Here is a 24,980-nt window from a genome sequence, read left to right as displayed (position 1 = left end):
CGGGCCCTCAAAACTCAGGCCCTCAAAAAGGGTGAAAGACCCGAGAGCCGGGAACCCCGAGGAAGGGTGAATCCTCGGGAGGGGGTTCCTCCGAAAGTAGGACGGACCATCGGGTGACCCGTCGGGCATCCGAACTCGCGGACGAGGCGCCGCCAGAGCCAGACCCGGGGCGGGACGGCGCCGCATGGGTGCGGGCAGGCCCGAGGCGACAGAGCCGGGGCGCGGGCGCACTCTCCTTCCGTGCTCGAAGGTCTTCGTATCCGGAGAGGGTCGCCCGGGTCAGACCGCGGCGTGCAGCCAGCGGACCGGGGCGCCCTCCCCCGCGTAGCGGAACGACTCAAGCTCGGCGTCCCACTGTTTTCCGAGCAGGCGGTCCAGCTCCTCCTCCAGCACCACGCGGCCCTGGCGCGCCATCAACATGGCGGAGCGCAGCCGGTCCTCGGGCACCAGGATGTCACCCGAGGCCCCGATCACCGCCGTGAAGGCGCCAAGGGACGGGGTGTAGGCATGACGGGACCCGTCGGCACCCGGTGAGGCGTCCTCGGTGATCTCGAAGCGGATACGCTGCCAACCCATCAACGACGAGGTGATGGCAGCCGCGGTCCCGACACGGGCCTCCCATTCGGCCTGTGCGCGCACGTGGCCGGGCGCGGCAGGCTGCGGAGTCCAGGTCAGGTCTACGGGTACGCCAAGGACACCCGCGACCGCCCATTCGATATGAGGGCACAGCGCAGGCTGAGCTGAGTGGACGTAAAGCACGCCACGAGCAGACACCGGACCTCCCGTTTCGTACGAGGTGCGCCTTCCCCAACGGCCTCGTCCCAGGATGATCACAAGTGACTGAAGGAGAGACTACCGTCGGTTGTGACGCCGCACCAGAGGGGGGTCATACCGAGATGTTGTGCCGCGGGCGCCCGGCTCGGGGCATTCTCGGAGGAGAGAAGACGTAGCGACCTGGTGATCAACCCCGGAGGGCCGGATGGACGCCGACATCATACGGGTGGAGCCCGTGCCCGGAGCACCCGCGCTGATCAGGCCTGGCCAGCTGCTGACCGACGCCTCGGGGATGGCCGCCGTCTCCCGGTGGACCACCGCCGTGGCCGAGGTCGACGGGATCTTCCGCATCCGGCTCTCGCCCGGCGTGGACGTCTGCGATCTGGTGACGGCGGTGCGCGACCAGGGCCACCCCGCCTCCCCCAACCACGTCCTGGTGGGCCAGCCGCTCTTCTTCGGCGGCCCGGCCTCCCGCCCCTTTCCGGCCGACCCCCTCCCCCCGCCCGAGGCGGCCGCGGACGCGGTGACCGTGGCCGTGGCCGACACCGGCCTGACCGCGCATCCCTGGTGGCGGGCGCAGACCTGGTTCCTGGAGCAGCGGCGGGAGGCCGCCGAACTGCCCGACTCGGACGGCGACGGCGAACTGGACGCCCAGGCCGGGCACGGCACGTTCGTCGCCGGGTTGGTGCTGCGCTCGGCTCCCGGCGCGCGGGTACGCCCGCTGCGGGTGCTGGACAGCCACGGCACCGGGGACGAGGCGGGGCTGCTGCGGGCCCTGACCCGGCTGCGGGACGACCCGCCCCAGGTCCTCAACCTCTCCTTCGGCGGCCACACCTTCGACGATCGCCCCTCGCCGCTGGTGGAGACCGCCCTGGCCGGGCTGAGCGCCACCGCCGTGGTCGCCTGCGCGGGCAACACGGCCTCGGACCGCCCGTTCTGGCCCGCGGCGCTGCCCGAGGTGATCGCCGTCGGCGCGCTGGACACGGCCGAGGAGGTCAGGGCCCCCTTCTCCGCGTACGGCCCGTGGGTGGACGCCTGCGCCCGGGGCGAGTGGCTGACCAGTTCCTTCCTCGAACACGGAGCCTTCCGGGGTTACGCGCACTGGAGCGGGACCTCCTTCGCCTCGGCCGTGGTCAGCGGGGTGATCGCGGCGGCGGCCCGGGGCAGGACCCCGCGGGAGGCCGCGGCGCACGTCCTCGACCCACTGAGGACCCGGCAAATCCCGGATCTGGGTGTTGCGGTGCCCATGCCGAGGTAAAGTCTCACCCAAAGTCTTCGCGCGAACACTCAGAGTGTTCGACGTGGCCTCGGAGGCGCCGGTGAGTGAGCAGCACGCGATCGATGCCGTCCTGGCAGGCGACCAGGCGGCGTGGGACGTGCTGGTCAACCGGTTCTCGGGGCCGCTCTGGTCGGCCGTGCGCGCCTACGACCTGAGCGCGGCGGACGCGGCGGACGCGGTGCAGGGGGCATGGCTGCGACTGGTCGAGAGCCTGCACACCATCCGTGACCCGGATCGGATCGGTCCCTGGCTGTTCACCACGGCCAAGCGCGAGGCCTCCCTTCTGAGCAGGCGGAACCGGGGTGAACGGCTGATCGCCGATCCCGCCGGCACCGAGCACTCCCATGCCGACCCGGCGCTGGCCGGGCAGGTCCACCCCGACCCGGCGGTGGCGGTGCTGACCGCCGACGAGGGCCGCCGGCTGTGGCTGGCCGTCGAGGAGATGCACGAACCCTGCCGGTCACTGTTCCGGCTGATGGCCACCGCACCCGACGCGGGCGTCCACCAGCTCGCCGGTCGACTGGGCATGCCCAGCGGCAGTTACGGCCCCACCCGGGGACGTTGCCTGAACCGACTACGCACCGTGCTCACCGCCCAGGAGGCGACGCCATGACCCGACATCCCCCGGCGATCGACGACGAGTCCCTCATCGCCGCGCTCCGTCTGACCGCCGGCCAGGATCCCGTGCCCGCCCACGTCTCCGCCGCCGCCAGGGCGGTCTTCGGCCTGCGGCTGCCCGGCGCCGCCACGGCCCGGCCGGTGGTCACGCCCGCTCCGCGGGGCGTCCGGTCGGCCGACGAGGCGCGGCTGCTCCGGTTCACCGCCGCCGAGCTCACCGTGGATCTGGAGGTCACCTCGATGGACGGTTTGGTGGACCTGGCCGGGCAGGTGTCCCCGTGCCCGGAGGCGGGCACCCGGGTGGAGGTGCGCACCCTGCATCTCACCGAGTCACGCGAGCTCTCCGCGACGGGCCAGTTCGCCGTCACGGGTCTGCCGCCGGGCTGGTTCAGCGTGGTGTGCCACCGGCCGGAGCGCTCTCCGGTCGTCACCAGCTGGACCCGGATCCGCCCGTAGGTGATCCCCGACGACGCGCTCGCCGCCGCCGAGCACGCGGTGGACCTCTCGGGCACGGCCCCGGCACGGGCCCGCGCACTGGCGCACAGCGTGCTCGCCTCCGATCCTCACTGCGAGGCCGTGGCGGTCGCCCACCGGGCGCTGGCGGTGGCCGCACGCGAGCTGGGTGACCTGCCACTGGCCGAGGAGCACCTGGATCGGGCCGTGAGCGTCGCGCTCTCCGCCGGCCTTCCGCACCGGGCCGCCCAGGCACGCCTGTCGCTGGTCCACGTCCGCACCGAGCTGGGCCACCCACGACAGGCCCTGACCATCGCCGACTCCGCCGAACCCCACCTCACCCCGGTCGAGGTGGCCAGGCTCGGCGTCCACCGGGCGGTGGCGCTGACCCGCCTCGGCCGCTACGCCGAAGCCGTCGGCCACTGCGACCGCGCGGTGGGCTTCCTCGGCGACGACGTCAGGTTCCTGGCCGGGGCGGTGCTGAACCGAGGGCTGGCCCGGGTGTTCCTCGGCGAGTTCGAGGCGGCGGAGACCGACCTGACCCGGTGCGCGAAACTCGCGCGGGAAGCGGGTCTCGATCACGTGCTCACCCTCGCCGAGGGCAACCTGCCGTTCCTGGCGGCGCGGCGGGGAGACCTGTCCGCCGCGTTCACCGCCTACCACCGCGCGGAGAGCAGCCTGTCCGGCTATCCGGAACGGCTGGCGACGATGCGCTGCGACCTGGCCGAGGCGCTGATCGCCGCTCACCTGCCCGGTGAGGCGCGGGCCCTGCTCGACCTGGCAGTGCCGGAGCTGACCGCGGCGGGCGCGAACGTGGCCCTGGCCGAGGCCCGCCTCCTGCTCGCCCGGGCCGAGCTGCGCACCGGCGACCCGCACCGTGCCCGGCAGAGCGCGGAGCGGGCCGCGGCCGATCTGGCCGCGCAGGGCCGGACGGTCCTGGCGCCGCTCGCCGCGGAGATCCTCCTGCGTGCCCGGCTCATGCTCGGCCCGCCCACCGCGGAGCTGCTCGCCGAGATGCTCTCGTGCGCCGGCGCCCTCGACGCCGCGGGCCACCCGCAGGCCTCCCGGGCGCTCAGGTTCACCGGTGCCGAGGTCGCGCTCCGGCTCGGCGACCGCCCCACCGCCGACGAGCAGCTCGCCCGCCTCGCCTCGTCCGGTCCCGGCGTGGTGTCCCGCCAGGCGGCGGCGGTGCGGCGGGCGCTGGCGGGAGACCGGCGGGGGGCCTTCGCGGTGGTCCGGGCCGGGCTGGTGGAGGTGGGCGCCGAGGCGATGGCGTTCAGTGACCCGATGGTGCGTGCCCACGCCGTCAGGGCCGGCGAGTCGCTGGCGGGGTTCGGTCTGGCCCTGGCCCTGCGGACCGGGCGGGGCCGTACGCTCCTGGCCTGGGCGGAACGGTGGCGGGCGGTCGTCGGAGGCACCGGTCAGCCCGTCGCGCCCGACGTGGAGGAGCTGCGCGCCGCGCTCGGGGAGGCGGCACTGGTGGAGTTCGTCCGTCACGCCGGTGAGCTGGTCGCCGTGGTGGTCACCCCGGACCGCGTCATGCTGCGCCGGCTGGGCCCCTTCGCCGCGGTCGCCGAGGCCACGGTCAGGATCCGCTACGGCCTGCGCCGGACCCATCTGCTCGACGGGGAGGCACCCGGGCTGGCCGGGGAGGCGGCGTTGCTGGAGCGGCTGCTCTTCGGCCCGCTACGCGGCAGGCTGGGCGACCGGCCACTGGTGATCGTGCCGACCGGGACGCTGCACACCCTGCCCTGGCCGGTCCTGCCGATGAACGCCGGTCGGCCGGTGACCGTGGCATCCGGTGCCGCCGCCTGGCTGGCCGGGCACCGGATGCGGGCCGTACGGGGTGGGGGGATCGTGGCGGTGGCCGGTCCCGGGCTGCGGTGCGCGGAGGCCGAGGCGGACATGGTCGGCGGCTGCCATCCGGGGACGGAGCGGGTCACCGCGCTGCGGGCGGAGGTGATGGCGGCGCTGGAGCGGGCCGAGGTGGCGCACCTGGCCGCGCACGGGATGTTCTCCTCACGCAGCCCGCTGCTGTCCAGCATCGCCCTCGACGACGGCCCCCTGATGGCCTACGACCTGCTACGGCTCCGCACGCCACCGCGGCTGGTGGTGCTGTCGGCGTGTGAGGCGGGCATGGCGCACGCTCCGGCCGACGGGGCGCCGCTGGGACTGGCGGGCACCTTCCTGTCGCTGGGGTCGCAGTGCGTGGTGGCCAGCCTGGTCCCGGTCCGTGACGAGGAGACGCTGACGCTGATGACGGTCTTCCACGAGCTGCTGGCGGCCGGCCACCCGCCCGCCCAGGCGTTGACCGCGGCGGGAGGGAAGACCGGGGTGGCCGGGTTCGTCTGTTTCGGCTACGGCGCTCAGCCGGTGGCGACCGGCCGCGAGGGGTCGGCCACCCAGTTGGACCAGGATCCGACGTAGAGGGCGGCGGGGATGCCCGCCAGTTCCAGGGCCAGCACCTCGTGGGCCGCCGTCACGCCGGAGCCGCAGTAGGCGCCGACCCGCACACCGGGGACGGCGCCGAGGGTGTTGAACCGCTCGCGGAGGAAGTCGGGCAGGTGGAAGCGGCCCGCCGGATCGACGTTGTCGCCGGTGGGAGCGCTGACCGCGCCGGGAACGTGCCCGGCGACGGGATCGATCGGCTCGACCTCGCCCCGGTATCGCTCGGCGGCGCGGGCGTCCAGGAGGACCCCGTCGGCGGCGAGCTCCAGGGCCTGCGCGGCGTCGAGCACCGGCATCCCGCCCGGACGCGCGACGAAGTCGCCGGGCGAGGCGGTCTCCTCCCCCGTGGCGACGGGCAGGCCTTCGGCGGCCCACGCGTGGAACCCGCCGTCGAGGACGCGGACATCCGGGTGGCCGAAGTAGCGCAGCGTCCACCAGGCGCGGGCGGCGGCGGTGGAGTCGGCCCCGTCGTAGACGACGACGGTCCGGGAGCCGGACACGCCCAGGCGGCGCATGGCGTCCTGGAACAGGTCCGCGGAAGGCAGCGGGTGGCGGCCTCCCGGTCCGGCCGGCGCGGCGAGGTCGGCGTTGAGGTCGCAGAAGACGGCGCCGGGGACGTGCCCCTCGCGGTAGGAGTCGGCACCGGGCGGCCCGCCGAGCTTCCAGCGCACGTCCAGGACGGTCGCACCGGCCAGATCGGCCAGTTCGGAAGGGGTGATCAGCAGGCTCATCGGGTGCTTACCTCCACTAGGGGAACATGCTGCTCAGCGGGTGTGAGGGAGCCGTGACAGCCGGTGAACGACGATTCGAACGGCTCGGCGATCGAGGCGACGATAGCGCAGTCGGTGTAGGGCACGGCGAGGACGTCGCCGATCCGGGGCAGCCATTCGGGACGCACACGCGGCCCGAACCAGCCCGACTCGACCGCCTCCTCGCGGGAGGCCACCCATGCCCTGCCGGCCAGGATGTCACGCCAGGCGTCGAGCACGGACGCCGCCGCGCCCGGGTCGGTGTAGACGTGCCGGGCGCGGGTGTCGCCGCCGAGCAGGGCGACGCCCTCGCGCATCTCGGGGAGGACGTCCACGTCGATCCGCTCGGTGATGTTGATCATGCCGTGGTCGGCGGTGACGTACATCGCCGAGCCGGGCGGGAGCGTGCCCGCCAACCGCTCGGCCATCCGGTCGACCAGGGCGAGCTGGTCCAGCCACTGCGGGGTGCCCCAGCCGGTCAGGTGGCCCATGCTGTCGAGGTCGCCGTAGTAGACCGTCACGTGTGAGCGGGGCTCGGCCAGCGCCCGGCGGACGCCCTCGATCCGGTCGTCGATCCCGTCGGCGCCGATGAAGTGCACGCCCCGGTAGACGGCTCGGTTGAACGCGGTGGGCTCGAACGCCGACGGGGCGACGTAGCTGATGGGGATCCCGGCCGCCACGGCGCGTTCGTAGACGGTCGGGGTGGGCTGCCACTCGTCGGGAGGGATAAGCGGGCCCGAGGCGGTCCAGCGCAGGCAGTTGAGCAGGTAGCCGGCGCCGGGCACGGCGATCCGGTAGCCCAGCATGCCGTGCTCGCCCGGCGGCAGGCCGGTGCCCAGCGTGCCGAGGCTGGTCGCCGTGGTGGCGGGGAAGCCCGCGGTGAGCACCCTGCCGAGCTGGGCCGACAGGAAGGGGGCGGTCTCCGGGTGGGCTCGGAGCAGCTCGGCTCCCAGCCCGTCGACGAGGAACAGCAGGACGCGCTCGGCCGGCGCGAGCTCCAGCGGGTTGTCCCCCTCCATCCCGAGCACGGTCAGAAGGGAGGAGGAGAGGTCGGCGAGCGAGGCCACGCCGTAGGCGGGGACCAGGGGGTTCATGAGGCGGCGCGGGCGGTCGCCTCCGACAGTGCCTTGGCGAAGGCCAGCACATGGGTGACGGCCTCGGGTCCGTCCGCCGCCTCGCTCACCCGCAGGGAGAGGTCGTCGGCCGTGATGGCTCCGGTGTAGCCGTGGTCGGCCTCGCAGTTCTCGTCGCCGCAGGTGGCCGGCTCCAGGTCGACGTGGGAGATGGCTCCCCAGCCGATGGTGAGCGTGACCTCCGTGGGCGGCACGCCCGGCACGTAGGAGGCAGGGTCGGGGACGACCCGGGTGACGGCGACCGACTGGATCCGGCTGAGCCGCACCGCCTCGGTGGTCGTGGAGGCGTGAGAGGCCGACACCCCTTCCACCGGCGGGTGCTCGTCGGTGTGGCAGACGAGCAGGCGGGTGGGGGAGAGCACCAGGACGGTGACGTGTCTGCGCACCTCCATGGCCGGGTCGAAGGTGGCCTCGTGGTGGACCACGTAGGCGCCCACCTGTTCCTTGCCCAAGGCGGAGTCGACCGCGTCGGCGACCAGGTCAGGATAGTAGCCACTGCGGTCGATGGCGTCACGCAGGCCTGCGGCCGAGAGTCGGGTTTCCCTCATGGGTCCATCCTGCCCTGTCCGGGGCAGCGCTTTCACCCTGTGCGCATGCCGTTCGGCCATCGGCGCAAATCGTGACCGTGACCGACCACGCCCCCTTTACGCGGCACAAGCATTTAATGCAATTTTTTATGATTAATTGACATTCTCGGGCTGGCCGTCCGTCTTTCCCGGTGAATCAGTTGAACGGCCCGCTCCGCATGATCGGGCGTGTCCGGCCGGAGCGGGCCTGAACTCTCGGGGCGCTACACCTAGCCGAGGCGGCGCGGCCCTCCGTCGAGCCGCGGCCCCACCGGGCTGCTCAGCACGGCACGCGCCCCCAGCACGATCACCTCCGACTCCCCCACCAGCACGGGGTCGAGGTCGAGCCTGGCCACCTCGGGAAGGTCGTCCGCCAGCCGTCCGACACGGATCAGCAGGTCCTCCAGCGCCTCGACCGCGACCGGCGGGTAGCCGTACTCGCCGAAGAGCAGGGGCGCCGCGCGCGGCGACCTGACCAGGGCCGCCGCGTCCTCGCGCGTCAGCGGGGCGAGCCGGTAGACCTCGTCGCGCAGCAGCCGCGCGGTGACCTCGCCGAGCCCGAAGGAGACGACCGCGCCGAACGCGGAGTCCTCGATGACGCTGACCACGGTCGGGACGGCGGGCTGCGGGACCATCCGCTGCACCGCGAGCACGGCGGCGGAGCCGAGCTGTTCCCGCAGGCCGGCGAATGCCTCGCGCACCCCGTCGGGGCCGGACAGCCCCAGGCGCACCGTGCCCGCGCGCTTGGCCGCCTCGGGGTCGGCGGCCTTCAGCACCACCGGCCATCCGAGTCGCTCGGCCGCCTCGACGGCCCCCTCCGGCGAGGCCACCACCTCCGCGGGCCACACGGTGAGCCCGTAGCAGGCGAGCAGCTCCGAGGCCTCGATCTCGGCCGGGGCCTCCCCCAGCCCGGACAGCACGATCCGCCGTGCCGCGGCGGTGTCGACGCCCTCGATCTCCTCGTGCAGGCCGGCGGGCTGCTTGAGCCAGTGCGCGTGCCGTACGACATGGGCCAGCGCGCGGACCGCCTCCTCGGGCGCCGCGTAGGAGGGGATCGAACCACGCTCGGGGACGGTGCCGACCCGCAGCTCCGGCAGCATGCCGATCTTGCCTTCGAAGGTGGCCAGCACCGGCTTGCCGCAGTCGCGGGAGACCCGCAGCAGTTCGGCGGCGACCTCGTCGGCCCTGCCGGGGATCGGCGGCATGTAGATCGCGACCACCGCGTCCACGTCCGGGATCAGCCTGGTCAGGGCCTCGCCGAACGCGGCGGCTCCCGCCCGCGCGCCGAGGTTGACCGGCGTGCCGGGTTCGAGCCCGACCCGCACGCAGGCGTCGGCGGCGAGCAGCGCCAGCGCGTCGGAGTTGCTCACCAGACCGACCCGGGGGCCCGCCGGCAGCGGCTGGTAGGCCAGGAGCTGCGCCACGTCGAACTGCTGGATCAGGTCGTCGACCCGGATCACGCCGGCCTGCTCGAACAGCGAGCTCAGCGCGGTGTCGGGCAGGCCGAGCACGGGCGCGGCGTGGCCGGTGGGCACGCCCTGGGTGGTGCCGCCGCTCTTGACCACCACGATCGGCTTGCGCCGGGAGATCCGCCGGGCCAGGCGGGCGAACTTGCGGGGGTTTCCCAGCGACTCCAGGTAGAGCAGGATCACATCGGTCTGCGGGTCCTCCTCCCAGTACTGGAGCAGGTCGTTGCCCGAGACGTCGGCGCGGTTGCCCGCCGACACGAACGAGGAGATGCCCATGCCCCGCTGGGCCACCCGCTGCAGCAGGGCGGTGCCCAGGGCGCCGGACTGGCTGAAGAAGCCGACCCGGCCCCGGCCGGGGATGGTCTCGGCGAGCGTGGCGTTCAGCCGGACCGCCGGGTCGGTGTTGGCCACGCCGAGGCAGTTGGGGCCGACGACGCGCAGGCCGTACGCGCGGGCGATGCGGACCAGTTCGTCCTGCCTGGCCCGCCCCTCCGCGCCGGTCTCGCCGAATCCGGAGGAGACCACGATCAACCCGCGCACGCCCTTCTCCGCGCACTCCTTCACCACCTCGATCACCCCGTCGGCGGGTACGGCCAGCACGGCGAGGTCCACCTCGCCGTCGATGGCCGTCACGTTCGGGTAGGCCCGCACTCCGGCGACGGCCCGCGCCTCGCGGTGCACGGGATAGACCGGGCCGGTGAAGTCCGCGCCGAGCAGGTTGCGCAGGACGGTCTGGCCGACACCGCCCGGCTCGCGGCCCGCGCCGACGACCGCCACCGACCCCGGGGAGAGCAGCCGCTCGATCGAGCGGGACTCGGCGCGGTGCTCGCGTGAGGCGGTCACCTCCTGGGCGGTCTCGGTGGGGGTGAGGTCGAGGGTCATCCGGACCACGCCGTCGGCGAAGCGGCTCTGCGCGGTGTAGCCCACCTGCTTGAGCACCGCCATCATCTTCTGGTTGGCGGGCAGCACGTCGGCGACGAACCGGGCGATCCCCTGTTCCCTGGCGGTCGCGGCCAGGTGCTCCAGCAGCACTGAGGCGACCCCGCGCCCCTGGTGGGCGTCCTCGACGAGGAAGGCCACCTCGGCCTCTCCCGGATCGATCCGGTCATAGCGGATCACCGCCACCATCTCCGTGCCGATCGTCGCGATCAACGCGACGCGGTCCACGTAGTCGACGTTGGTGAACCGGGTGATCTCACGGTCCGACAGCCGGGGCCGGGGGCCGAAGAAGCGAAAGTAGATCGACTCCTCCGACAATCTGGAGTAGAAGGAGCGCAACCGGTCGGCGTCGGCGGGCCGGATCGGGCGTACGTGAGCGGTGCCGCCGTCCGACAGGACGACGTCAGCCTCCCAGTGAGCGGGATAGTGAGAAACCTCCACAGTCCCGAGAGTAAACGCGAATCCCATATATCGGACCAGCAGGGCGACTTCACGCAACGCTTGTGCATCGACTATGGCCCGGTGTCCGGTCCGGACCCCATACGCTGGCCGGAAGCTGTTAAGTTTTTCGCGGCTAGAGGCACGTCAGCATCGAAGGCAGCAAGGTGGTGACATCATGACGCGGGTGGTCGTGGTGGGCGATCTCATGACCGACGCGGTCGCGCGGGCTCGCTACCCGTTGGCCAGGGCCAGCGACACACCGGCGATCGTCACCATGCACGGCGGGGGTTCCGGGGCCAACATCGCCTCCTGGCTCGCCGTCGAGGGTGCCGAGGTGGCCTTCATCGGCCGTCGCGGCGCCGACATCACGGGGCGTAACCGCGACATGGAGTTGATGGGCTACGGCGTCGACGCCCGCCTCGTCATGGATCCCGAGCGGCCGACCGGCACCTGCGTGGTGCTCGTCACGCACAAGGGCGAGCGCACCATGCTCTCCGATCCGGGGGCGAATGCCGCCCTGTCCCCCGAGGACCTGCCCCGCGACCTGTTCACCCAGGGCGGCCACCTGCACCTGTCGGGCTACACCTTGATCAATGAGGGTTCCCGTGAGGCCGGTCTCGCCGCCCTGGAGATGGCCGGCCGCGCCGGGATGTCCGTCTCGGTCGACTGTTCCTCCTCCGCCCCTCTGGAGCGCACGGGGGCGGAGCCGTTCCTGGAGTGGACCCAGAACGCCAAGCTGCTGTTCGCCAACACCGACCAGGCCAAGGTCCTGACCGGCCGCGACGATCCCGCCGCCGCCGCGAAGGTGCTCACCGCCTGGTTCCCCCAGGTCGTCGTCAAGCTCAACGACGAGGGCGCGCTGTGGTACAACGCCAACAGCCGCGCCGAGCCGGTCAAGGCCCCCGCCGAGAGCGTGGAGCGCGTGGTCGACGGCACCGGTGCCGGTGACGCGTTCACCGCCGGTTTCCTGCCCGCCTGGCTGGAGGGCAAGCCCCCCGTCGAGGCCCTCGCCTCCGGCTGCCGCCTGGCATCCCGGGCCATCTCCCACCTGGGCGCCCGTCCCCGCCTCTGATCCCGCGGGGGGCTTCCACCGCCGACAGGGCCGGGGTGGAAGCGCCATGGTCACGACTGGATCGGCCCGGAGGTCACTCCTCGATGTGGATGGCCAGCGCCGGGCAGACCACCGCCGCGTGCCGGACGTCGGCGGCCTGCTCCGCCGGCGGGTCGGGGTTGAGCAGCACGGCGATGCCGTCCTCGTCGCGCTGATCGAACACGTCCGCGGCGGCGACCACGCACTGTCCGGAAGCGACGCACTTGTCCTGGTCGATGGTCACTTTCATGAGATCCTCTTGGTTGTCGTGGTCGTTGTCTGTCCGCTGTGCGGGGGAAGAGCCACCAGGTCACGGGGAGTTCGTAGACTCCGTAGACCGACCCGTCGTGCTTGAACGGGATCTGTTCCAGATCCGTGGCCAGCCGCAGGGTGGGGATGCGCCGGTAGAGGGTGCTGTAGACGATCTGCAGTTCCAGCCGGGCCAGCGGCTGGCCCAGGCACTGGTGCACCCCGAAGCCGAAGGCCACGTGGTGGCGGGCGTCGCGCCGGATGTCCAGCCGGTCGGGGTCGGGGAAGGCGTCGGGGTCGCGGTTGCCGATGTCGTTGGCCATGATCAGCCCCTCGCCGGCGCGGATGAGCTGTCCGGCGATCTCGATGTCCTCCAGCGCCACCCGGCGCCGCCCGTTGTGCGTGATGTGCAGGTAGCGCAGCAGTTCCTCCACCGCCGAGACGACCAGCTTCTCGTCGTCCGTGTCGCGCAGGAGGGCCAGTTGGTCGGGGTTTTCCAGCAGGGCGAGCGTGCCGAGCGCGATCATGTTCGCGGTGGTCTCGTGACCGGCGATCAGCAGCAGCACCCCCATCTGGGCCGCTTCCCGCCGGGACAGCTCCCCGGTCTTGATCCGCTCGGTCAGCCGGGACAGCATGTCGTCGCCGGGGCTGGCGAGTTTCTCGTCGAGCAGGTTGTCCAGATAGCCCGCCAGGTGGCCGAGGGCGGCCATCCGCTGCTCGGGCGACGCGTCCCGCTTGATGATGGTCTTGCTGTTGTCCTGGAAGAAGTCGTGGTCGCTGTACGGCACTCCGAGCAGCTCGCAGATCACCAGTGAGGGCACCGGCAGGGCGAACGCCTCGACCAGGTCCACCGGCTTCGGGCCGGCGAGCATGTCGTCGATCAGCTCGTCGACGATCTTCTGTACGGCCGGTCGCAGTGCCTCCACCCTCTTGATGGCGAACGGCGCCGTCACCATCCGCCGCAGCCGGGCATGCTCGGGATCGTCCATCAGGATGAAGCTGACCGTCGACGAGCCGTTGACGGGGGCCGAGCTCGGATAGCCGGGCCGGCTGATGTCCGCGCTGACCCTCGGGTCGGCCAGCAGTGCCCGCTGCTCGGCATAACGGGTCACCAGCCACGGGGTGCTGCCGTCCCACAGGCGGACCCTGGCGAGCGGTCCCTCCTGCTGCTTGGCCCGTAGCGCCAGCACGCCGGAGGGAACGTTCACGCGATCTCGCTCAGCACGATCGCGGCGGCCGGGCACACGCCGGCGGCTTCGCGGACCGGGACACGCAGCTGCTCAGGGGGTTCCGCGTCGAGGATGATCACGATCCCGTCGTCCTCCCGCTGATCGAACACCTCCGGTGCGATCAGCACGCACTGGCCGGCACCGCAGCACTTGTCCTCGTCCACAGTGACTTTCAACGTCAGTTCCTCCTCTGTCCACAATCCGCTGAGGTGCGACGGATCCAGTTACGGAAGGGCCGGCCGCGGCTCCGTCACGGGCAGGACGTGACCGGTGCCAGCCACAGCCCGACAATCGCGTCGATCAATCCGGTCGCGGCGTCGTGCCAGCTGGACCGGGGTGTGGGGGCGCCTTCGGCGAGAGCGCGCTCACGCTCGGCGTACATGTGCACCATCAGCTGCCGGGCCATGTCACCGCGCTCGGCACGCACCTCGGCCGGCAGTTCGGGAAGGCACCGGTTCAGCCCGTCGATGACCCGGTGCAACGACGGCGAGGTGAGAGACTCGTCGACCATGATTTCGCGGAGTGCGGGGTCGGTCATCACCTGGGCGCCGAAGCGGGCGTACCACGTGGGAGGACTGCCCAGGGCGGCCAGATGCTCGGCGCTCGGGCGCACCAGGCAGGCCACCCAGTCCCGCACATCCGAGCTGTCGCCGATCTCGGCCAGCATCCGCAGGCGCACCTGCTCGATCCGCTCGGCGTGTTTGCGCACTATGGCGCGGACCAGATCGGCCTTGGTGCCGAAGTGATAGCCGACCGCGGCGTTGTTTCCCTGCCCGGCGGCCTCGCTGACCTGACGGTTGGACACGGCGACCACCCCGTGCTCGGCGAACAACCGCTCCGCCGCCGTCAGGATCGACTCCCGCGTCGCACCGACCCGCTCGGCGCGGACAGTCCTGCCCACCATGACCTCCCCCGAACCGGCCTTCGGCTCATCGTCAGTTAACCTGGGCTGCTAATTTAAGTCAAGCGACTGATTTAAAGTCTATCGAGTCGCCCGATCCGCACCTGCCAAAACGGAGGCTTACCCGTGCCCCATGTCCCTGCCGAACCTGCCGGGGCGTCCGCCCCGCCGCGGGCGAACACCGTCGTGGTGGTGCTCGCCCTCGCCGGGATCGTGGTCTCGCTGATGCAGACCCTCGTGATCCCGCTGATCCCCCAACTCCCGAAACTCCTGAGCGCCTCGGCGGCCGACACCAGCTGGGCGATCACCGCCACGCTGCTGGCGGGCGCCGTCGCGACGCCGGTGGTGGGGCGGCTGGGAGACATGTACGGCAAGCGGCTCATGCTCCTGATCAGCATCGCCCTGCTGGTGACCGGTTCGGTCGTCGCCGCTCTCAGCCACACCTTGGCGCCCATGGTCGTCGGACGGGCGCTTCAGGGGCTGGCAGCCGGCGTCATCCCGCTGGGGATCAGCATCATGCGCGACGAGCTGCCGAGCGAACGTCTCGGCGCGGCGACCGCGCTGATGAGCGCCTCGCTGGGCGTGGGCGGCGCGCTCGGCCTGCCCGCCGCCGCCCTCCTGGCCGAATACACCGACTGGCACGTGCTGTTCTGGGTGTCGGCGGGTTTCGGCGCCCTCGCCGCCGTGCTCGTGCTGACGCTCGTGCCGGAGTCCGCGGTCCGCAGCGGAGGCCGCTTCGACCTGGTGGGTGCGGCCGGACTGTCGACCGGGCTGTTCTGCCTGCTGCTGGTGATCTCCAAGGGCGCCGACTGGGGCTGGACCAGTGCCCTCACCACCGGCCTGTTCGGGGCCTCGGTCGTCGTGCTGGTGCTGTGGGGCTGGTGGGAACTGCGCACCGGGGAACCGCTGGTGGACCTGCGCACCACCGCACGCCGCCAGGTGCTGTTCACCAACCTCGCGTCCGCCGTGTTCGGGTTCGCGATGTTCGCGATGTCCCTGGTGCTCCCGCAACTCCTGCAGCTGCCGGAGGCCACCGGCTACGGGCTGGGGCAGTCGATGCTGGCCATGGGTCTGGTGATGGCACCTTCCGGGCTGGTGATGATGGCCATGGCACCGCTGTCCGCGCGGATCTCGAAGGCCAGGGGCCCCAAGGTGACGCTGATGCTCGGCGCCGTCGTGGTCGCCGCCGGCTACGGCCTGAGCGTCGCGATGATGTCCGCCATATGGCATCTCGTGCTTGTCTCCGCCGTGATCGGAGCCGGCATCGGTCTCGCCTACGGGGCGATGCCCGCGCTCATCATGGCGGCCGTACCCATGTCGGAGACAGCCGCCGCCAACAGCCTCAACACACTGATGCGGTCTATCGGCACCTCCACCTCCAGCGCGGTGGCCGGCGTCGTCCTGGCCCAGATGACCATCACGCTCGGCTCCGCCACCGTCCCCTCCGAGAACGGCTTGCGCCTGGTCATGGCCATCGGCGCAGGCGCGGCCCTCGTCGCCTTCGCCCTCGCGGCCTTCCTGCCCGGCCGGCGCCCGGCTTCCGCCATACCGACAACGCACGCGGCCTCCGCGGTACCCGCCGACGCCGCTCCGTAGCCACGGGGACGGAGCCGGGGGCGTGTACGGATCTCCGCTGAGCACGCCGTATGCCGAAGATCGCGCGGCGACCGGTTGTCACCTACGCGGACCGCTCCGGCACCGACCCGGTGAACGCCCGACACGCCCTAACTCGTCACCGCCAGGGCGAGCGGCAGCACGGCGGGGGCCCCGGCGTGGCGGATCATGGCGGCGGCGAGCGTCATGCTCCAGCCGGTGTCGACGCGGTCGTCGACCAGCAGGACCGGACCGCCCGCCCCGGCGACGGCGGCACCGAGCGCCGAGGGCATGGCGAGCGTGCCGCGGATGGCCTGGACGCGCTGCGCGCTGTTGAACTGGCGGCCGGGCGGACCCGACCGGTATCCGAGGTCACCCAGATAGGACAGGCGCCCGACCTGGGCCAGCCGCTCCGCCAGGCTGCGGACAAGCTGGGGACGGCCCGCGGAGGGCATCGCGACCACCGCGATCGGGCGCTGGGTCCACTCCCAGGACGACAGCACCTTGACCACCGCGGCGAAGACGTCGTCGGGGACCGGGCCGTCGGGGGCGCCCTCGGCCAGGAGGCCGCGCAGGCGGTTGCCCCAGCCGATGTCGGTCAACCGCCCCAGGGCGCGGCCGGGCTCGGCGCCCAGCTCGGGCTTGATCCGGCCCCTGAGGTCGGTCAGCCCGGTCGGCCACTGCTTTCGCGCCTCGATCTCCACGCCGGGCCGCTGCAGGCTCTCGGCGGCGCGCTCCACCGCCCGCTCCTCGACCTCGGGCGAGCGGTGCACTCCGGTGCAGTTGTCGCACCGCCCGCACGGCGTGGCGGTGTCGTCGTCCAGGCGGTGGCGGAGGAACATCTCCCGGCACTCGGTGCTGTCGAGGTAGTCGAGCATGGCGCGCTGCTCGGCCTCGCGCTCCGCGGCGACCCTGGCATAGCGGTCGGCGTCGTAGCCCCAGGCCTCGCCGGTGGCCTCCCAGCCGCCCTTGACCCGGCGCACCGCGCCGTCCACGTCGAGCACCTTGAGCATGGTCTCCAGCCGGGTGCGGCTGAGGTCCACCCGGTTCTCCAGCGCGGCCGTGGACAGCACGCCCCCCTCCTCGAGGGCGGCGAGCACGGTCCGCACGACCGGCTCGGGCGGGAAGGCCAGGGAGGCGAAGTAGGCCCAGATCTCCCGGTCCTCGGCGCCGGGCAGCAGGATCACCTCGGCCCGCTCGACCCCGCGCCCCGCCCGGCCGACCTGCTGGTAGTAGGCCACCGGCGACGGCGGCGCGCCGACGTGGACGACGAAGCCGAGGTCGGGCTTGTCGTATCCCATGCCCAGCGCGGAGGTGGCGACCAGCGCCTTGATCTTGTTGTCGAGCAGGGCCTGCTCTGCGGCGAGCCGCTCGGCCTGTTCGGTCTGCCCGGAGTAGGCCGCCACCTCGTGCCCCTGCTCGCGCAGGTAGGCGGCGATCTCCTGGGCGGCGGCCACGGTGAGCGTGTAGATGATCCCGGAGCCGGGCAGCTCGTGCAGGGTCTGGGCGAGCCAGGCCAGGCGCTGCTCGGCGCCGCGCAGCCGTACGACACCCAGATGGAGGCTCTCGCGCTCCAGCGCCCCGCGCAGGACGAGCGTTTCCTCGCCCATCTGCTCGGCGACGTCGTGGGTGACCCGGGCGTTGGCCGTGGCGGTGGTGGCCAGGATCGGCACGCCCTCGGGCAGCTCCTCGAACATCGTGCGCAGCCGGCGGTAGTCGGGGCGGAAGTCGTGGCCCCAGTCGGAGATGCAGTGCGCCTCGTCCACCACGACCAGCCCCGCGCTCTCGGCCAGCTCGGGCAGGACCTGGTCGCGGAAGTCGGGGTTGTTGAGCCGCTCGGGACTGACCAGCAGCACGTCGACCATGCCCTCGGCGACCTGGCCGTAGATCTGCTCCCACTCCTCGGGGTTGGCCGAGTTGATCGTGACCGCGTTGATCCCGGCCCGCTCGGCGGCGGCGATCTGGTTGCGCATCAGCGCCAGCAGCGGCGACACGATGACGGTCGGCCCCTCGCCCAGCTCGCGCAGGAGCGCGGTGGCGATGAAGTAGACCGCCGACTTGCCCCAGCCGGTCCGCTGCACCACGAGCACCCTGCGGCGGTCCATGACCAACGCCTTGATCGCCGCCCACTGGTCCTCGCGCAGCCGGGCGTGCTCGCCCGCCAGCGCCCGCAGCCGCCCTTCGGCCTCTTCTCGCAGCATCTGCTCTTCGCTCACCGGTCATTGGTACCAGGTCCCGCTGACTGTTTCACTCCGGACGCCGTCCGGCGGCGATGGCCGAACCTTGACCGAACCGCCGGGCCGCCTTCGGCTCCGTCTCCGGGCGCCGGTAGGAGAGTGGGGTGACCGGCCCGGCACACCGACCAGAATCGCGCTTCACCCACATGCCGAACCTCAACAGGCTGCGCGCCGACGCGGTCGCGGGGGTGACGACGGCGTCCGTCGTCCTGCCCCAGGCCGCGGCCTACGCCACCATCGCCGGGCTGCCGGTGCAGGCGGGCCTGTACTGCGCGCTGGTCCCCATGGTCGCCTACGCGCTGGCCGGCACCTCCCGCCCGCTGTCGGTGAGCACCACCTCCACCCTGTCCGCCCTGACGGCCGCCGCCCTCGCGGCGACCCCGCCGGGCACCTCGCCGATGACGGCCGCCGCCACGCTGGCCGTACTGACCGGGGCGATCCTTCTGATCGCCGGCGTCCTGCGGCTGGGGTTCCTCGCCGACTTCATCTCCGACCCGGTGATGACCGGCCTGAAGAGCGGCATCGGCCTGACCATCGCGGCCGGCCAGCTCGGCACGGTCATCGGCGTCCGGACGGAGGGGGACAAAGTCGTCGACCGGCTGCTGTCCGCCCTCGGCAGGCTGGGCGACGCCCACCTGCCGACGATGCTCGTGGCGGGCGCGACCATCCTGCTGCTCGTCGTGCTGCGGCGCGTGCCCCACGTGCCGGGCCCGCTGGTCGCGATCGCGGCCGTCACGCTGGTCAGCGCCCTCGCGGACCTGCCCTCGTACGGCGTGGCCACCGTCGGCGAGGTGCCCGGCGGCCTGCCTGCCCCGCTCCTGCCCGATCCCGGCCTGGTCCGGGTCCTGGCGCCGATGGCCCTCGGCATGGCGCTGCTCGCCTTCGTGGAGTCGATCAGCGCGGCGAGGATCTTCCGGCACCGGGACGACCCGCCGCTCGACGCCGACCGGGAACTGCTGGCACTCGGGCTGGCGAACGCCGCGGGCGGGATCTTCCGGGCCTACCCGGCGGCGGGCGGGATGACGCAGACCGAGGTGAACGACGCCTCCGGCGCCCGGAGCCAGCGGGCCGAGATCGTGACCGCGCTCTGCACGGCGCTGGTGCTCGTCTTCCTCGCCCCGGCCCTGGCCCCGCTGCCCGGAGCCGCCCTGGGCGGGCTCGTCATGACCATCGCGGCGCGCCTGATCGACGTCCGCGGCCTGGCGGCGATCTGGCGGGTGAGGCGGTCGGAGGCCGCGCTCGCCTGCCTCACGATGCTGGTGGCGGTCGGCTTCGGCATCATGCAGAGCGTGCCGGCCGCGGTCCTGATCTCGATACTCCTGCTGCTGCACCAGGTGGACAATCCGGCGATCTACCCGCTGGGCCGCGATCCCGCCTCGGGGATCTACCGGGACCTCAGGCGCCATCCCTCGGACGAGACCGAGCCGGGGCTGCTGATCGTGCGCATCGAGAGCCGTCTGTACTTCGCCAACGCCCGCCGGGTGGCGCAACGGGTGACGGCGCTCGTCGGGGCCGCCACCCCCCGCCCTCACGCGCTGCTCCTCGACCTGACCGGAGTGCCCGGCATGGACCTCACCGCGCTGTCGGCGGCCGGGGAGTTCCACGGCACGCTGGAACAGCGCGGCGTCGACCTCTGGGTCGCCCTCGACAGCCGCGAGCCCATCGAGATGCTCAGGCGCACGGGCGCCTGGGACCGGCTGTCCGGCCGGGGGCGGATGCACCCGGCCGTGGACGCCGCCGTCGCCGCCTACCGCGCCTCCGGCTCCTCCGGCCCCTGAGCGTCCGCGTGCTCGGGGAAGGCGTTGACGGTCACCCGGTGCATGCGGCGGCGCTCGGTGTAGTCGGCCACCGCGTAGTGCTGGGTGCTGCGGTTGTCCCAGAAGGCCAGCGTGCCCGGCCGCCACTTGAGCCGGACCTGGTACTCGGGAGAGCGGATGTGGTCGATCAGGTACGGCAGCAGCGCCTCGTTCTCCCGGTCGGACAGCTGCACCAGCCGCGTGGTGGAGGCCCGGTTGACGAACAGCGCCTTGCGTCCGGTCTCGGCGTGCACCCGCACCACGGGGCGCTCGATCGGCGGCCATTTGGCCTGGATCTCGGCGAGATCGAAGTCGTGGCCCTTGGAGATGGCCTTCTTCATCGAGGCCGTGATGTCGTGGATCGCGGTGAGCTCGTCGCACAACCGCTGGATGGGCGGGGAGAGCGTCTCGTAGGCCAGGTAGGAGTTGGCCCACATGGTGTCGCCGCCGACACTGGGGAGTTGCACGCAGCGCAGCAGCGAACCCATCGGCGGGACCGGCTCGAAGGTGTTGTCGCTGTGCCACTCGTCGCCGCCCTCCCCCTTGGGGTCGGTCTGGTCGAGGACGTGGATCGGGCTGCCGCCGTCCTTCTTGAAAGCCGGGTGGTTGATCGAGCCGAAGTTCTCGGCGAAGCGGACGTGCTCCTCGTCGTTGATGTGCTGGTCGCGGAAGAAGAGGACCTTGTGCTCCAGCCAGCCCCGGCGGATCTCCTGGACCTCGCCCTCCGACAGTGGCTTGCGCAGGTCGACACCGCTCACCTCGGCGCCGATGTGCCTGGTGACGGGCTTGAACTCGATCATCTTGTGGACGCCCTCCGTTTGTGGCCACACGCCGGTCCCGGGGGCCGGGAAGTTCTGGCCGACCCCTTGTCACGAGCATTGCCCGACCGCGCCAATCAAGCAACCGCTTGGTCAAGGATATGTCCTGCCCCGCCCGGGGAGAAAGTGTCCGCGGGCGCCCGGGACGGGGGAACGGGAACCCGGAGGAGGGGCGCCGGCGCAGCGGACGGGCGGCCAGGGCGTGGACGGACGGATCAGCCGGGCTCCGCGCCATGGTTTGATGCATCTCATCATGGACGTCACAACCTGGTACCTCGAGCAGACCTCACGCTCCGACCTGCTCACCGCCAAGCCGCCGGCGATCGAGGTCGACATCGTGCGCGCCGAGGTCGTCTCGCCCGAGTTCAGCAGGTTCCTGAACACGGCCGTGGGCGGCGACTGGCACTGGACCGAGAGACTGCCGTGGACCTGGCAGCAGTGGGCGGACTGGCTGGAGCGCGGCGTGGAGACCTGGGTCGCCTACCACCGCGGCACCCCGGCGGGCTACGTCGAGCTCATGCCCGGTGACGACGCGGCCGTCGAGATCACCTGCTTCGGCCTCCTGCCCTGGGCGGTCGGCAAGGGCCTGGGCGGCCACCTGCTCGAGACCGGTACGGCCCGCGCATGGGACCTGGCCGAACGGCAGCCGGACCGGGAGCCCACCCGGCGGGTGTGGCTGCACACCTGCTCCCTCGACAGTCCGGTCGCGCTCGCCAACTACCGGGCGCGGGGGTTCCGGATCTACGACAGCAGGCTGAACGTCCCCGGAGACGAGCATGAGGGACCCACGCCCGGTCCGTGGCCGGGAGCCGGTCCTCGCCTCCGCCGCACGCCCGGCGCCGCACCGGATGCCGGCTAGAGGGGCCGTAAGTGTCGGACGGCGTGAGTATGGTATCGAGTCGCGGCGCAGTGTCCGGTCGCCTCGATCGGGGTTGAGCCCGCGGATCACCCCCGTCATCATCAAGGAGGTGCCTGCGATGACTCCGTTCCCCGCGCGTGAGCGCACAGAACGCGTCGCCGTACGCTACCGCATCGCCACCCGCACGGGATATACCGATACCCCGCACCCTGGCCCGACGCTCCCCCAGCGAGCCGACGGCCACCGTCACACCACGAAGACAGAAGGAGGATGCGCTTCCCTCTCGGTCTGAAAGCCGAGGTGCCCGCGCAGGAAATCAGATGGCCCGACGGACGACCACACCCCCGACTGACGAGGATTTCGAGGAGCGGATCGTCGACATCGACGTCTCCGCCGAGATGCGCACCAGCTTCCTCGAATACGCATACTCGGTCATCTACCAGCGTGCGCTGCCCGATGCCAGGGACGGCCTCAAGCCGGTCCAGCGCCGCATCCTCTATTCCATGAGCGAGATGGGCCTGCGGCCCGACCGGGGACACGTCAAGTCGTCACGGGTCGTCGGCGACGTGATGGGCAAGCTGCATCCGCACGGCGACACCGCCATCTACGACGCGCTGGTCCGCATGGCCCAGCCGTTCTCGATGCGGCTGCCGCTGATCGACGGGCACGGCAACTTCGGCTCCCCCGACGACCTGCCCGCCGCGATGCGTTACACCGAGGCCCGGCTGGCCGCCGCGGCCATGGCCATGGTGCAGTCGATCGACGAGGACACCGTCGATTTCAAGCCCAACTACGACGGCCAGGAGACCGAGCCCACGGTCATGCCGTCGGCGTTCCCGAACCTGCTGGTCAACGGGGCCACCGGCATCGCGGTCGGCATGGCGACCAACATGGCGCCGCACAACCTCGTCGAGGTCGTCGCCGCGGCCCGCCATCTGATCAAGAAGCCCGACGCCACACTCGACGACCTGATGCGGTTCATCCCGGGCCCCGACCTGCCCACCGGCGGCACCATCATCGGCCTGGACGGCATCCGCGACGCCTACGCCAAGGGGCGGGGGACCTTCCGGATGCGCGCCAAGTGCTCCGTGGAGCAGGTCAGCCCCCGGCGCAAGGGCATCATCGTCACCGAGCTGCCGTTCAACGTGGGCCCCGAGCGGGTGGTCACCAAGATCAGAGAGCTGGTCACCGCCAAGAAGCTCCAGGGCATCTCCGACCTGAAGGATCTCAGCGACCGGCACAAGGGCCTGAACCTGGTCATCGAGATCAAGAACGGCTTCATCCCCGAGGCCGTGCTGGAGGAGCTCTACCGGCTGACGCCGATGGAGGAGACCTTCGGCATCAACAACGTCGCACTGGTGGACGGCCAGCCGCGGACGCTGGGCCTCCGCGAGCTGCTCCAGGTCTATGTGGACCACCGCCTCGACGTGGTCCGCCGCCGTTCGGCCTACCGCCGCCGCAAGCGCGAGGACCGTCTCCACCTCGTCGAGGGCCTCATCATCGCCCTGCTCAACATCGACGAGGTCATCCAGGTCATCCGTTCCTCGGACGACTCGTCCCAGGCCCGCGAGCGGCTGATGGAGGTCTTCGAGCTGTCGGAGATCCAGGCCGCCTACATCCTGGACACCCCGCTGCGCCGCCTGACCCGCTTCGACAAGCTGGAGCTCGACGGGGAGAAGGAGACCCTGGAGAACGAGATCGCCGAGCTGACCGCGATCCTGTCGTCCGAGGACAAGCTCCGCAAGGTCGTCTCCGACGAGCTCGCCCAGGTCTCCAAGACCTTCGGCACGCCGCGCCGTACGGTGCTGCTGGAGTCCTCCGGCATCACCAGGAACGCCTCGGTGCCGCTGGAGGTGGCCGACGACCCGTGTCTGGTGCTGTTCTCCTCGACCGGACTGCTGGCCCGTACGACCGACGCCTCCCCGCTGGCCGGCGAGGGTGACCGCTCGGCCCACGACGTGCTGGTCTCCGTGGTGAACAGCACGGTCAGGGGCGAGGTGGGCGTGGTCACCAACCAGGGCCGGATGATCCGCGTCCAGGTGGTCGACCTGCCGACGCTGCCCCCCTCGGCCAACCCGCCGTCGCTGTCCGGCGGACACCCCGTGTCCGAGCACGTCACGCTGAACCCGGGTGAGACGGTCGTCGGCATCGGCTCACTCGATCCCGACGGCCCCGGCCTGGCTCTGGGGACCGCGCAGGGCGTGGTCAAGCGGGTCGTCCCCGACTATCCGGCCAACCGCGACGACTTCGAGGTCATCGGGCTCAAGGACGGCGACACCGTGGTCGGGGCGGTGGAGCTGACCGCCGAGGATCACGACCTGGTCTTCATCACCTCCGAGGCCCAGCTGCTGCGCTATCCCGCCGTCAACGTCCGGCCGCAGGGCCGCCCGGCGGGCGGCATGGCGGGCGTCCGCCTGGACGGCGGTGCCACCGTGATCTGGTTCGGTGTGGTCGATCCGGCGCGCGAGTCCCGGGTCGTGACGATCGCGGGGTCCTCCACCGCGCTGCCCGGCACCCAGATCGGCGGCGCGAAGATCTCCGACTACGCCGAGTATCCGGCCAAGGGGCGCGCCACCGGCGGCGTCCGGGTCCAGCGTTTCCTCAAGGGTGAAGACGTTCTGCTCCTCGCCTGGGCGGGTCCCGCACCGGCCCGTGCGGTCTCCACCGTCGGCAAGCCGGTCCCGCTGCCGGAGGAGCTGGGCCGCCGTGACGGTTCCGGCGTCCGTCTCACCCACACGGTGGCGGCCGTGGGCGGCGCCCTCGGCGCGTCCGGCGGGGAGCCCGCCGCCGGGAAGCCGGCCCCCTCGGAGCAGTGACCCTCCGGATCTTCCGTGGAGCTCTCAGAGGCGTGAAGTCCTAAAAGCTCCACGGAAGACCCCGGGGAGACCTCGGCCCGTGCGGAGCGCCTAGTCCGCGCAGAGGCAGAACGGGTGCCCGGCCGGGTCGAGGAAGACACGGAAACTGTCGTTCTCACTCGGCTGGTATCGGTGTTTGACCGCGCCCAGGGCGAGCACCTCGTCCTCCGCCTGGTCGAGGTCGTCCACCGTCAGGTCCAGGTGGAGCTGCTGGGGCCGGTCGGGGTGGGGCCAGTCGGGCGGCTGGTGGTCCTTGACGAGCTGGAAGCAGATCCGTTCCGGCCGCCCGTCGGTGACGACCACCCAGTCGTCCTCGACCGAGGTGATCGCCCAGCCCAGGATCGCGCTGTAGAAATCAGCCAGACGCTTCGGGTCCTGGCAGTCGAGAACCACCGACCGCATCCGCGCGATTGCCATGATTGCCTCCAGGGTTGACACCGTCATCAAGTTTATGGCGGTGTTGCCTGGGGTTTCAACGACGTCT

20 protein-coding genes are annotated in these 24,980 nt (G+C 71.9%); 9 read left to right on the top strand and 11 right to left on the bottom strand.

All coding sequences use genetic code 11. The features are described 5' to 3' along the window. Positions 1-279: 279 nt before the first annotated feature. On the bottom strand, positions 280-774 hold the full coding sequence (locus BM085_RS31960; protein ID WP_086568828.1) for a DUF3145 domain-containing protein: 495 nt from the start codon (positions 772-774) through the stop codon (positions 280-282). A 205-nt stretch (positions 775-979) separates the two neighbouring features. Here BM085_RS31960 and BM085_RS31955 point away from each other — a divergent pair, with 205 nt between their 5' ends. The 4 genes from BM085_RS31955 (at position 980) to BM085_RS31940 (ending at position 5,551) form a co-directional block, all read left to right on the top strand. After that, positions 980-2,032 (top strand): S8 family peptidase, encoded by a 1,053-nt coding sequence (locus BM085_RS31955; protein WP_093890545.1) that lies wholly within the window; start codon positions 980-982, stop codon positions 2,030-2,032. A 61-nt stretch (positions 2,033-2,093) separates the two neighbouring features. Beyond that, positions 2,094-2,666 (top strand): RNA polymerase sigma factor, encoded by a 573-nt coding sequence (locus BM085_RS31950; protein ID WP_093890581.1) that lies wholly within the window; start codon positions 2,094-2,096, stop codon positions 2,664-2,666. After that, positions 2,663-3,127: a hypothetical protein gene (locus tag BM085_RS31945; RefSeq protein WP_093890544.1), complete on the top strand. Its 465-nt coding sequence runs from the start codon at positions 2,663-2,665 to the stop codon at positions 3,125-3,127. The genes BM085_RS31950 and BM085_RS31945 overlap by 4 nt, the downstream gene beginning before the upstream one ends. After that, complete coding sequence (locus BM085_RS31940; RefSeq protein ID WP_093890543.1) at positions 3,128-5,551, top strand: CHAT domain-containing protein; 2,424 nt, start codon at positions 3,128-3,130, stop codon at positions 5,549-5,551. On the opposite strand, the gene BM085_RS31935 is transcribed toward BM085_RS31940, so the two are convergent. From BM085_RS31935 to BM085_RS31920, 4 genes are all read right to left on the bottom strand, one after another. Further along, positions 5,491-6,303 carry a sulfurtransferase gene (locus tag BM085_RS31935; RefSeq protein ID WP_093890542.1) on the bottom strand — a complete coding sequence of 271 codons (813 nt, stop codon included), beginning with the start codon at positions 6,301-6,303 and terminating at the stop codon, positions 5,491-5,493. The two genes, BM085_RS31940 and BM085_RS31935, sit on opposite strands and share 61 nt — an antisense overlap. Next, positions 6,300-7,415 carry an alkaline phosphatase family protein gene (locus BM085_RS31930; protein WP_093890541.1) on the bottom strand — a complete coding sequence of 372 codons (1,116 nt, stop codon included), beginning with the start codon at positions 7,413-7,415 and terminating at the stop codon, positions 6,300-6,302. The genes BM085_RS31935 and BM085_RS31930 overlap by 4 nt, the downstream gene beginning before the upstream one ends. Next, positions 7,412-8,002 carry a DUF5998 family protein gene (locus tag BM085_RS31925; protein ID WP_012893495.1) on the bottom strand — a complete coding sequence of 197 codons (591 nt, stop codon included), beginning with the start codon at positions 8,000-8,002 and terminating at the stop codon, positions 7,412-7,414. The genes BM085_RS31930 and BM085_RS31925 overlap by 4 nt, the downstream gene beginning before the upstream one ends. 248 nt (positions 8,003-8,250) lie before the next feature. Beyond that, entirely contained in the window at positions 8,251-10,896 is a 2,646-nt protein-coding gene (locus BM085_RS31920) for a bifunctional acetate--CoA ligase family protein/GNAT family N-acetyltransferase (protein WP_093890540.1), read from the bottom strand. A gap of 148 nt (positions 10,897-11,044) precedes the next feature. Here BM085_RS31920 and BM085_RS31915 point away from each other — a divergent pair, with 148 nt between their 5' ends. Further along, on the top strand, positions 11,045-11,941 hold the full coding sequence (locus tag BM085_RS31915; protein ID WP_177245374.1) for a carbohydrate kinase family protein: 897 nt from the start codon (positions 11,045-11,047) through the stop codon (positions 11,939-11,941). A 50-nt stretch (positions 11,942-11,991) separates the two neighbouring features. On the opposite strand, the gene BM085_RS47550 is transcribed toward BM085_RS31915, so the two are convergent. The 3 genes from BM085_RS47550 to BM085_RS31895 form a co-directional block, all read right to left on the bottom strand. Next, positions 11,992-13,416, bottom strand: a complete 1,425-nt coding sequence (locus BM085_RS47550) for a cytochrome P450 (protein WP_425443287.1) — start codon at positions 13,414-13,416, stop codon at positions 11,992-11,994. After that, on the bottom strand, positions 13,413-13,613 hold the full coding sequence (locus tag BM085_RS31900; RefSeq protein WP_093890539.1) for a ferredoxin: 201 nt from the start codon (positions 13,611-13,613) through the stop codon (positions 13,413-13,415). The genes BM085_RS47550 and BM085_RS31900 overlap by 4 nt, the downstream gene beginning before the upstream one ends. A 74-nt stretch (positions 13,614-13,687) precedes the next feature. After that, positions 13,688-14,341 carry a TetR/AcrR family transcriptional regulator gene (locus BM085_RS31895; protein WP_093890538.1) on the bottom strand — a complete coding sequence of 218 codons (654 nt, stop codon included), beginning with the start codon at positions 14,339-14,341 and terminating at the stop codon, positions 13,688-13,690. 123 nt (positions 14,342-14,464) lie between these two features. On the opposite strand from BM085_RS31895, the gene BM085_RS31890 reads away from it, so the two are divergent. Beyond that, positions 14,465-15,934, top strand: a complete 1,470-nt coding sequence (locus BM085_RS31890; RefSeq protein ID WP_093890537.1) for an MFS transporter — start codon at positions 14,465-14,467, stop codon at positions 15,932-15,934. A 128-nt stretch (positions 15,935-16,062) separates the two neighbouring features. Here BM085_RS31890 and BM085_RS31885 read toward each other — a convergent pair whose 3' ends face one another. Next, on the bottom strand, positions 16,063-18,132 hold the full coding sequence (locus BM085_RS31885) for a RecQ family ATP-dependent DNA helicase (RefSeq protein ID WP_093890579.1): 2,070 nt from the start codon (positions 18,130-18,132) through the stop codon (positions 16,063-16,065). Between the two features lie 182 nt (positions 18,133-18,314). On the opposite strand from BM085_RS31885, the gene BM085_RS31880 reads away from it, so the two are divergent. Beyond that, on the top strand, positions 18,315-19,946 hold the full coding sequence (locus tag BM085_RS31880; protein WP_093890536.1) for a SulP family inorganic anion transporter: 1,632 nt from the start codon (positions 18,315-18,317) through the stop codon (positions 19,944-19,946). On the opposite strand, the gene BM085_RS31875 is transcribed toward BM085_RS31880, so the two are convergent. Continuing rightward, the gene (locus BM085_RS31875) at positions 19,916-20,764 is read right to left on the bottom strand and encodes a TauD/TfdA dioxygenase family protein (RefSeq protein WP_031170059.1); all 849 of its coding nucleotides are present in this window, start codon (positions 20,762-20,764) and stop codon (positions 19,916-19,918) included. The two genes, BM085_RS31880 and BM085_RS31875, sit on opposite strands and share 31 nt — an antisense overlap. Positions 20,765-21,035: 271 nt before the next feature. Between BM085_RS31875 and BM085_RS31870 the strand changes: the two genes are divergently transcribed. After that, entirely contained in the window at positions 21,036-21,641 is a 606-nt protein-coding gene (locus BM085_RS31870; RefSeq protein ID WP_093890578.1) for a GNAT family N-acetyltransferase, read from the top strand. Between the two features lie 320 nt (positions 21,642-21,961). After that, the gene (locus tag BM085_RS31865) at positions 21,962-24,457 is read left to right on the top strand and encodes a DNA gyrase/topoisomerase IV subunit A (RefSeq protein WP_093890535.1); all 2,496 of its coding nucleotides are present in this window, start codon (positions 21,962-21,964) and stop codon (positions 24,455-24,457) included. A gap of 90 nt (positions 24,458-24,547) precedes the next feature. On the opposite strand, the gene BM085_RS31860 is transcribed toward BM085_RS31865, so the two are convergent. Then, a complete protein-coding gene (locus tag BM085_RS31860; RefSeq protein WP_093890534.1) occupies positions 24,548-24,913 on the bottom strand; it encodes a VOC family protein in 366 nt (121 codons plus the stop codon). Positions 24,914-24,980 lie beyond the last annotated feature (67 nt).

Origin of the sequence: Streptosporangium canum, from assembly GCF_900113865.1 — a bacterium.
Classification (GTDB): Bacteria; Actinomycetota; Actinomycetes; order Streptosporangiales; family Streptosporangiaceae; genus Streptosporangium; species Streptosporangium canum.
The sequence above is the reverse complement of the archived record's forward strand: the minus strand, read 5'-3'. Positions and strand labels throughout refer to the sequence as shown.

Excerpts from the sequence above, each read along its gene's own strand:
- BM085_RS31955 (WP_093890545.1), top strand. The coding sequence starts at position 980 with ATGGACGCCGACATCATACGGGTGGAGCCCGTGCCCGGAGCACCCGCG.
- BM085_RS31945 (WP_093890544.1), top strand. The coding sequence starts at position 2,663 with ATGACCCGACATCCCCCGGCGATCGACGACGAGTCCCTCATCGCCGCG.
- BM085_RS31935 (WP_093890542.1), bottom strand. The coding sequence starts at position 6,303 with ATGAGCCTGCTGATCACCCCTTCCGAACTGGCCGATCTGGCCGGTGCG.
- BM085_RS31930 (WP_093890541.1), bottom strand. The coding sequence starts at position 7,415 with ATGAACCCCCTGGTCCCCGCCTACGGCGTGGCCTCGCTCGCCGACCTC.
- BM085_RS31925 (WP_012893495.1), bottom strand. The coding sequence starts at position 8,002 with ATGAGGGAAACCCGACTCTCGGCCGCAGGCCTGCGTGACGCCATCGAC.
- BM085_RS31920 (WP_093890540.1), bottom strand. The coding sequence starts at position 10,896 with ATGGGATTCGCGTTTACTCTCGGGACTGTGGAGGTTTCTCACTATCCC.
- BM085_RS31915 (WP_177245374.1), top strand. The coding sequence starts at position 11,045 with ATGACGCGGGTGGTCGTGGTGGGCGATCTCATGACCGACGCGGTCGCG.
- BM085_RS31895 (WP_093890538.1), bottom strand. The coding sequence starts at position 14,341 with ATGGTGGGCAGGACTGTCCGCGCCGAGCGGGTCGGTGCGACGCGGGAG.
- BM085_RS31885 (WP_093890579.1), bottom strand. The coding sequence starts at position 18,132 with ATGCTGCGAGAAGAGGCCGAAGGGCGGCTGCGGGCGCTGGCGGGCGAG.
- BM085_RS31880 (WP_093890536.1), top strand. The coding sequence starts at position 18,315 with ATGCCGAACCTCAACAGGCTGCGCGCCGACGCGGTCGCGGGGGTGACG.
- BM085_RS31875 (WP_031170059.1), bottom strand. The coding sequence starts at position 20,764 with ATGATCGAGTTCAAGCCCGTCACCAGGCACATCGGCGCCGAGGTGAGC.
- BM085_RS31870 (WP_093890578.1), top strand. The coding sequence starts at position 21,036 with ATGGACGTCACAACCTGGTACCTCGAGCAGACCTCACGCTCCGACCTG.
- BM085_RS31865 (WP_093890535.1), top strand. The coding sequence starts at position 21,962 with ATGGCCCGACGGACGACCACACCCCCGACTGACGAGGATTTCGAGGAG.
- BM085_RS31860 (WP_093890534.1), bottom strand. The coding sequence starts at position 24,913 with ATGGCAATCGCGCGGATGCGGTCGGTGGTTCTCGACTGCCAGGACCCG.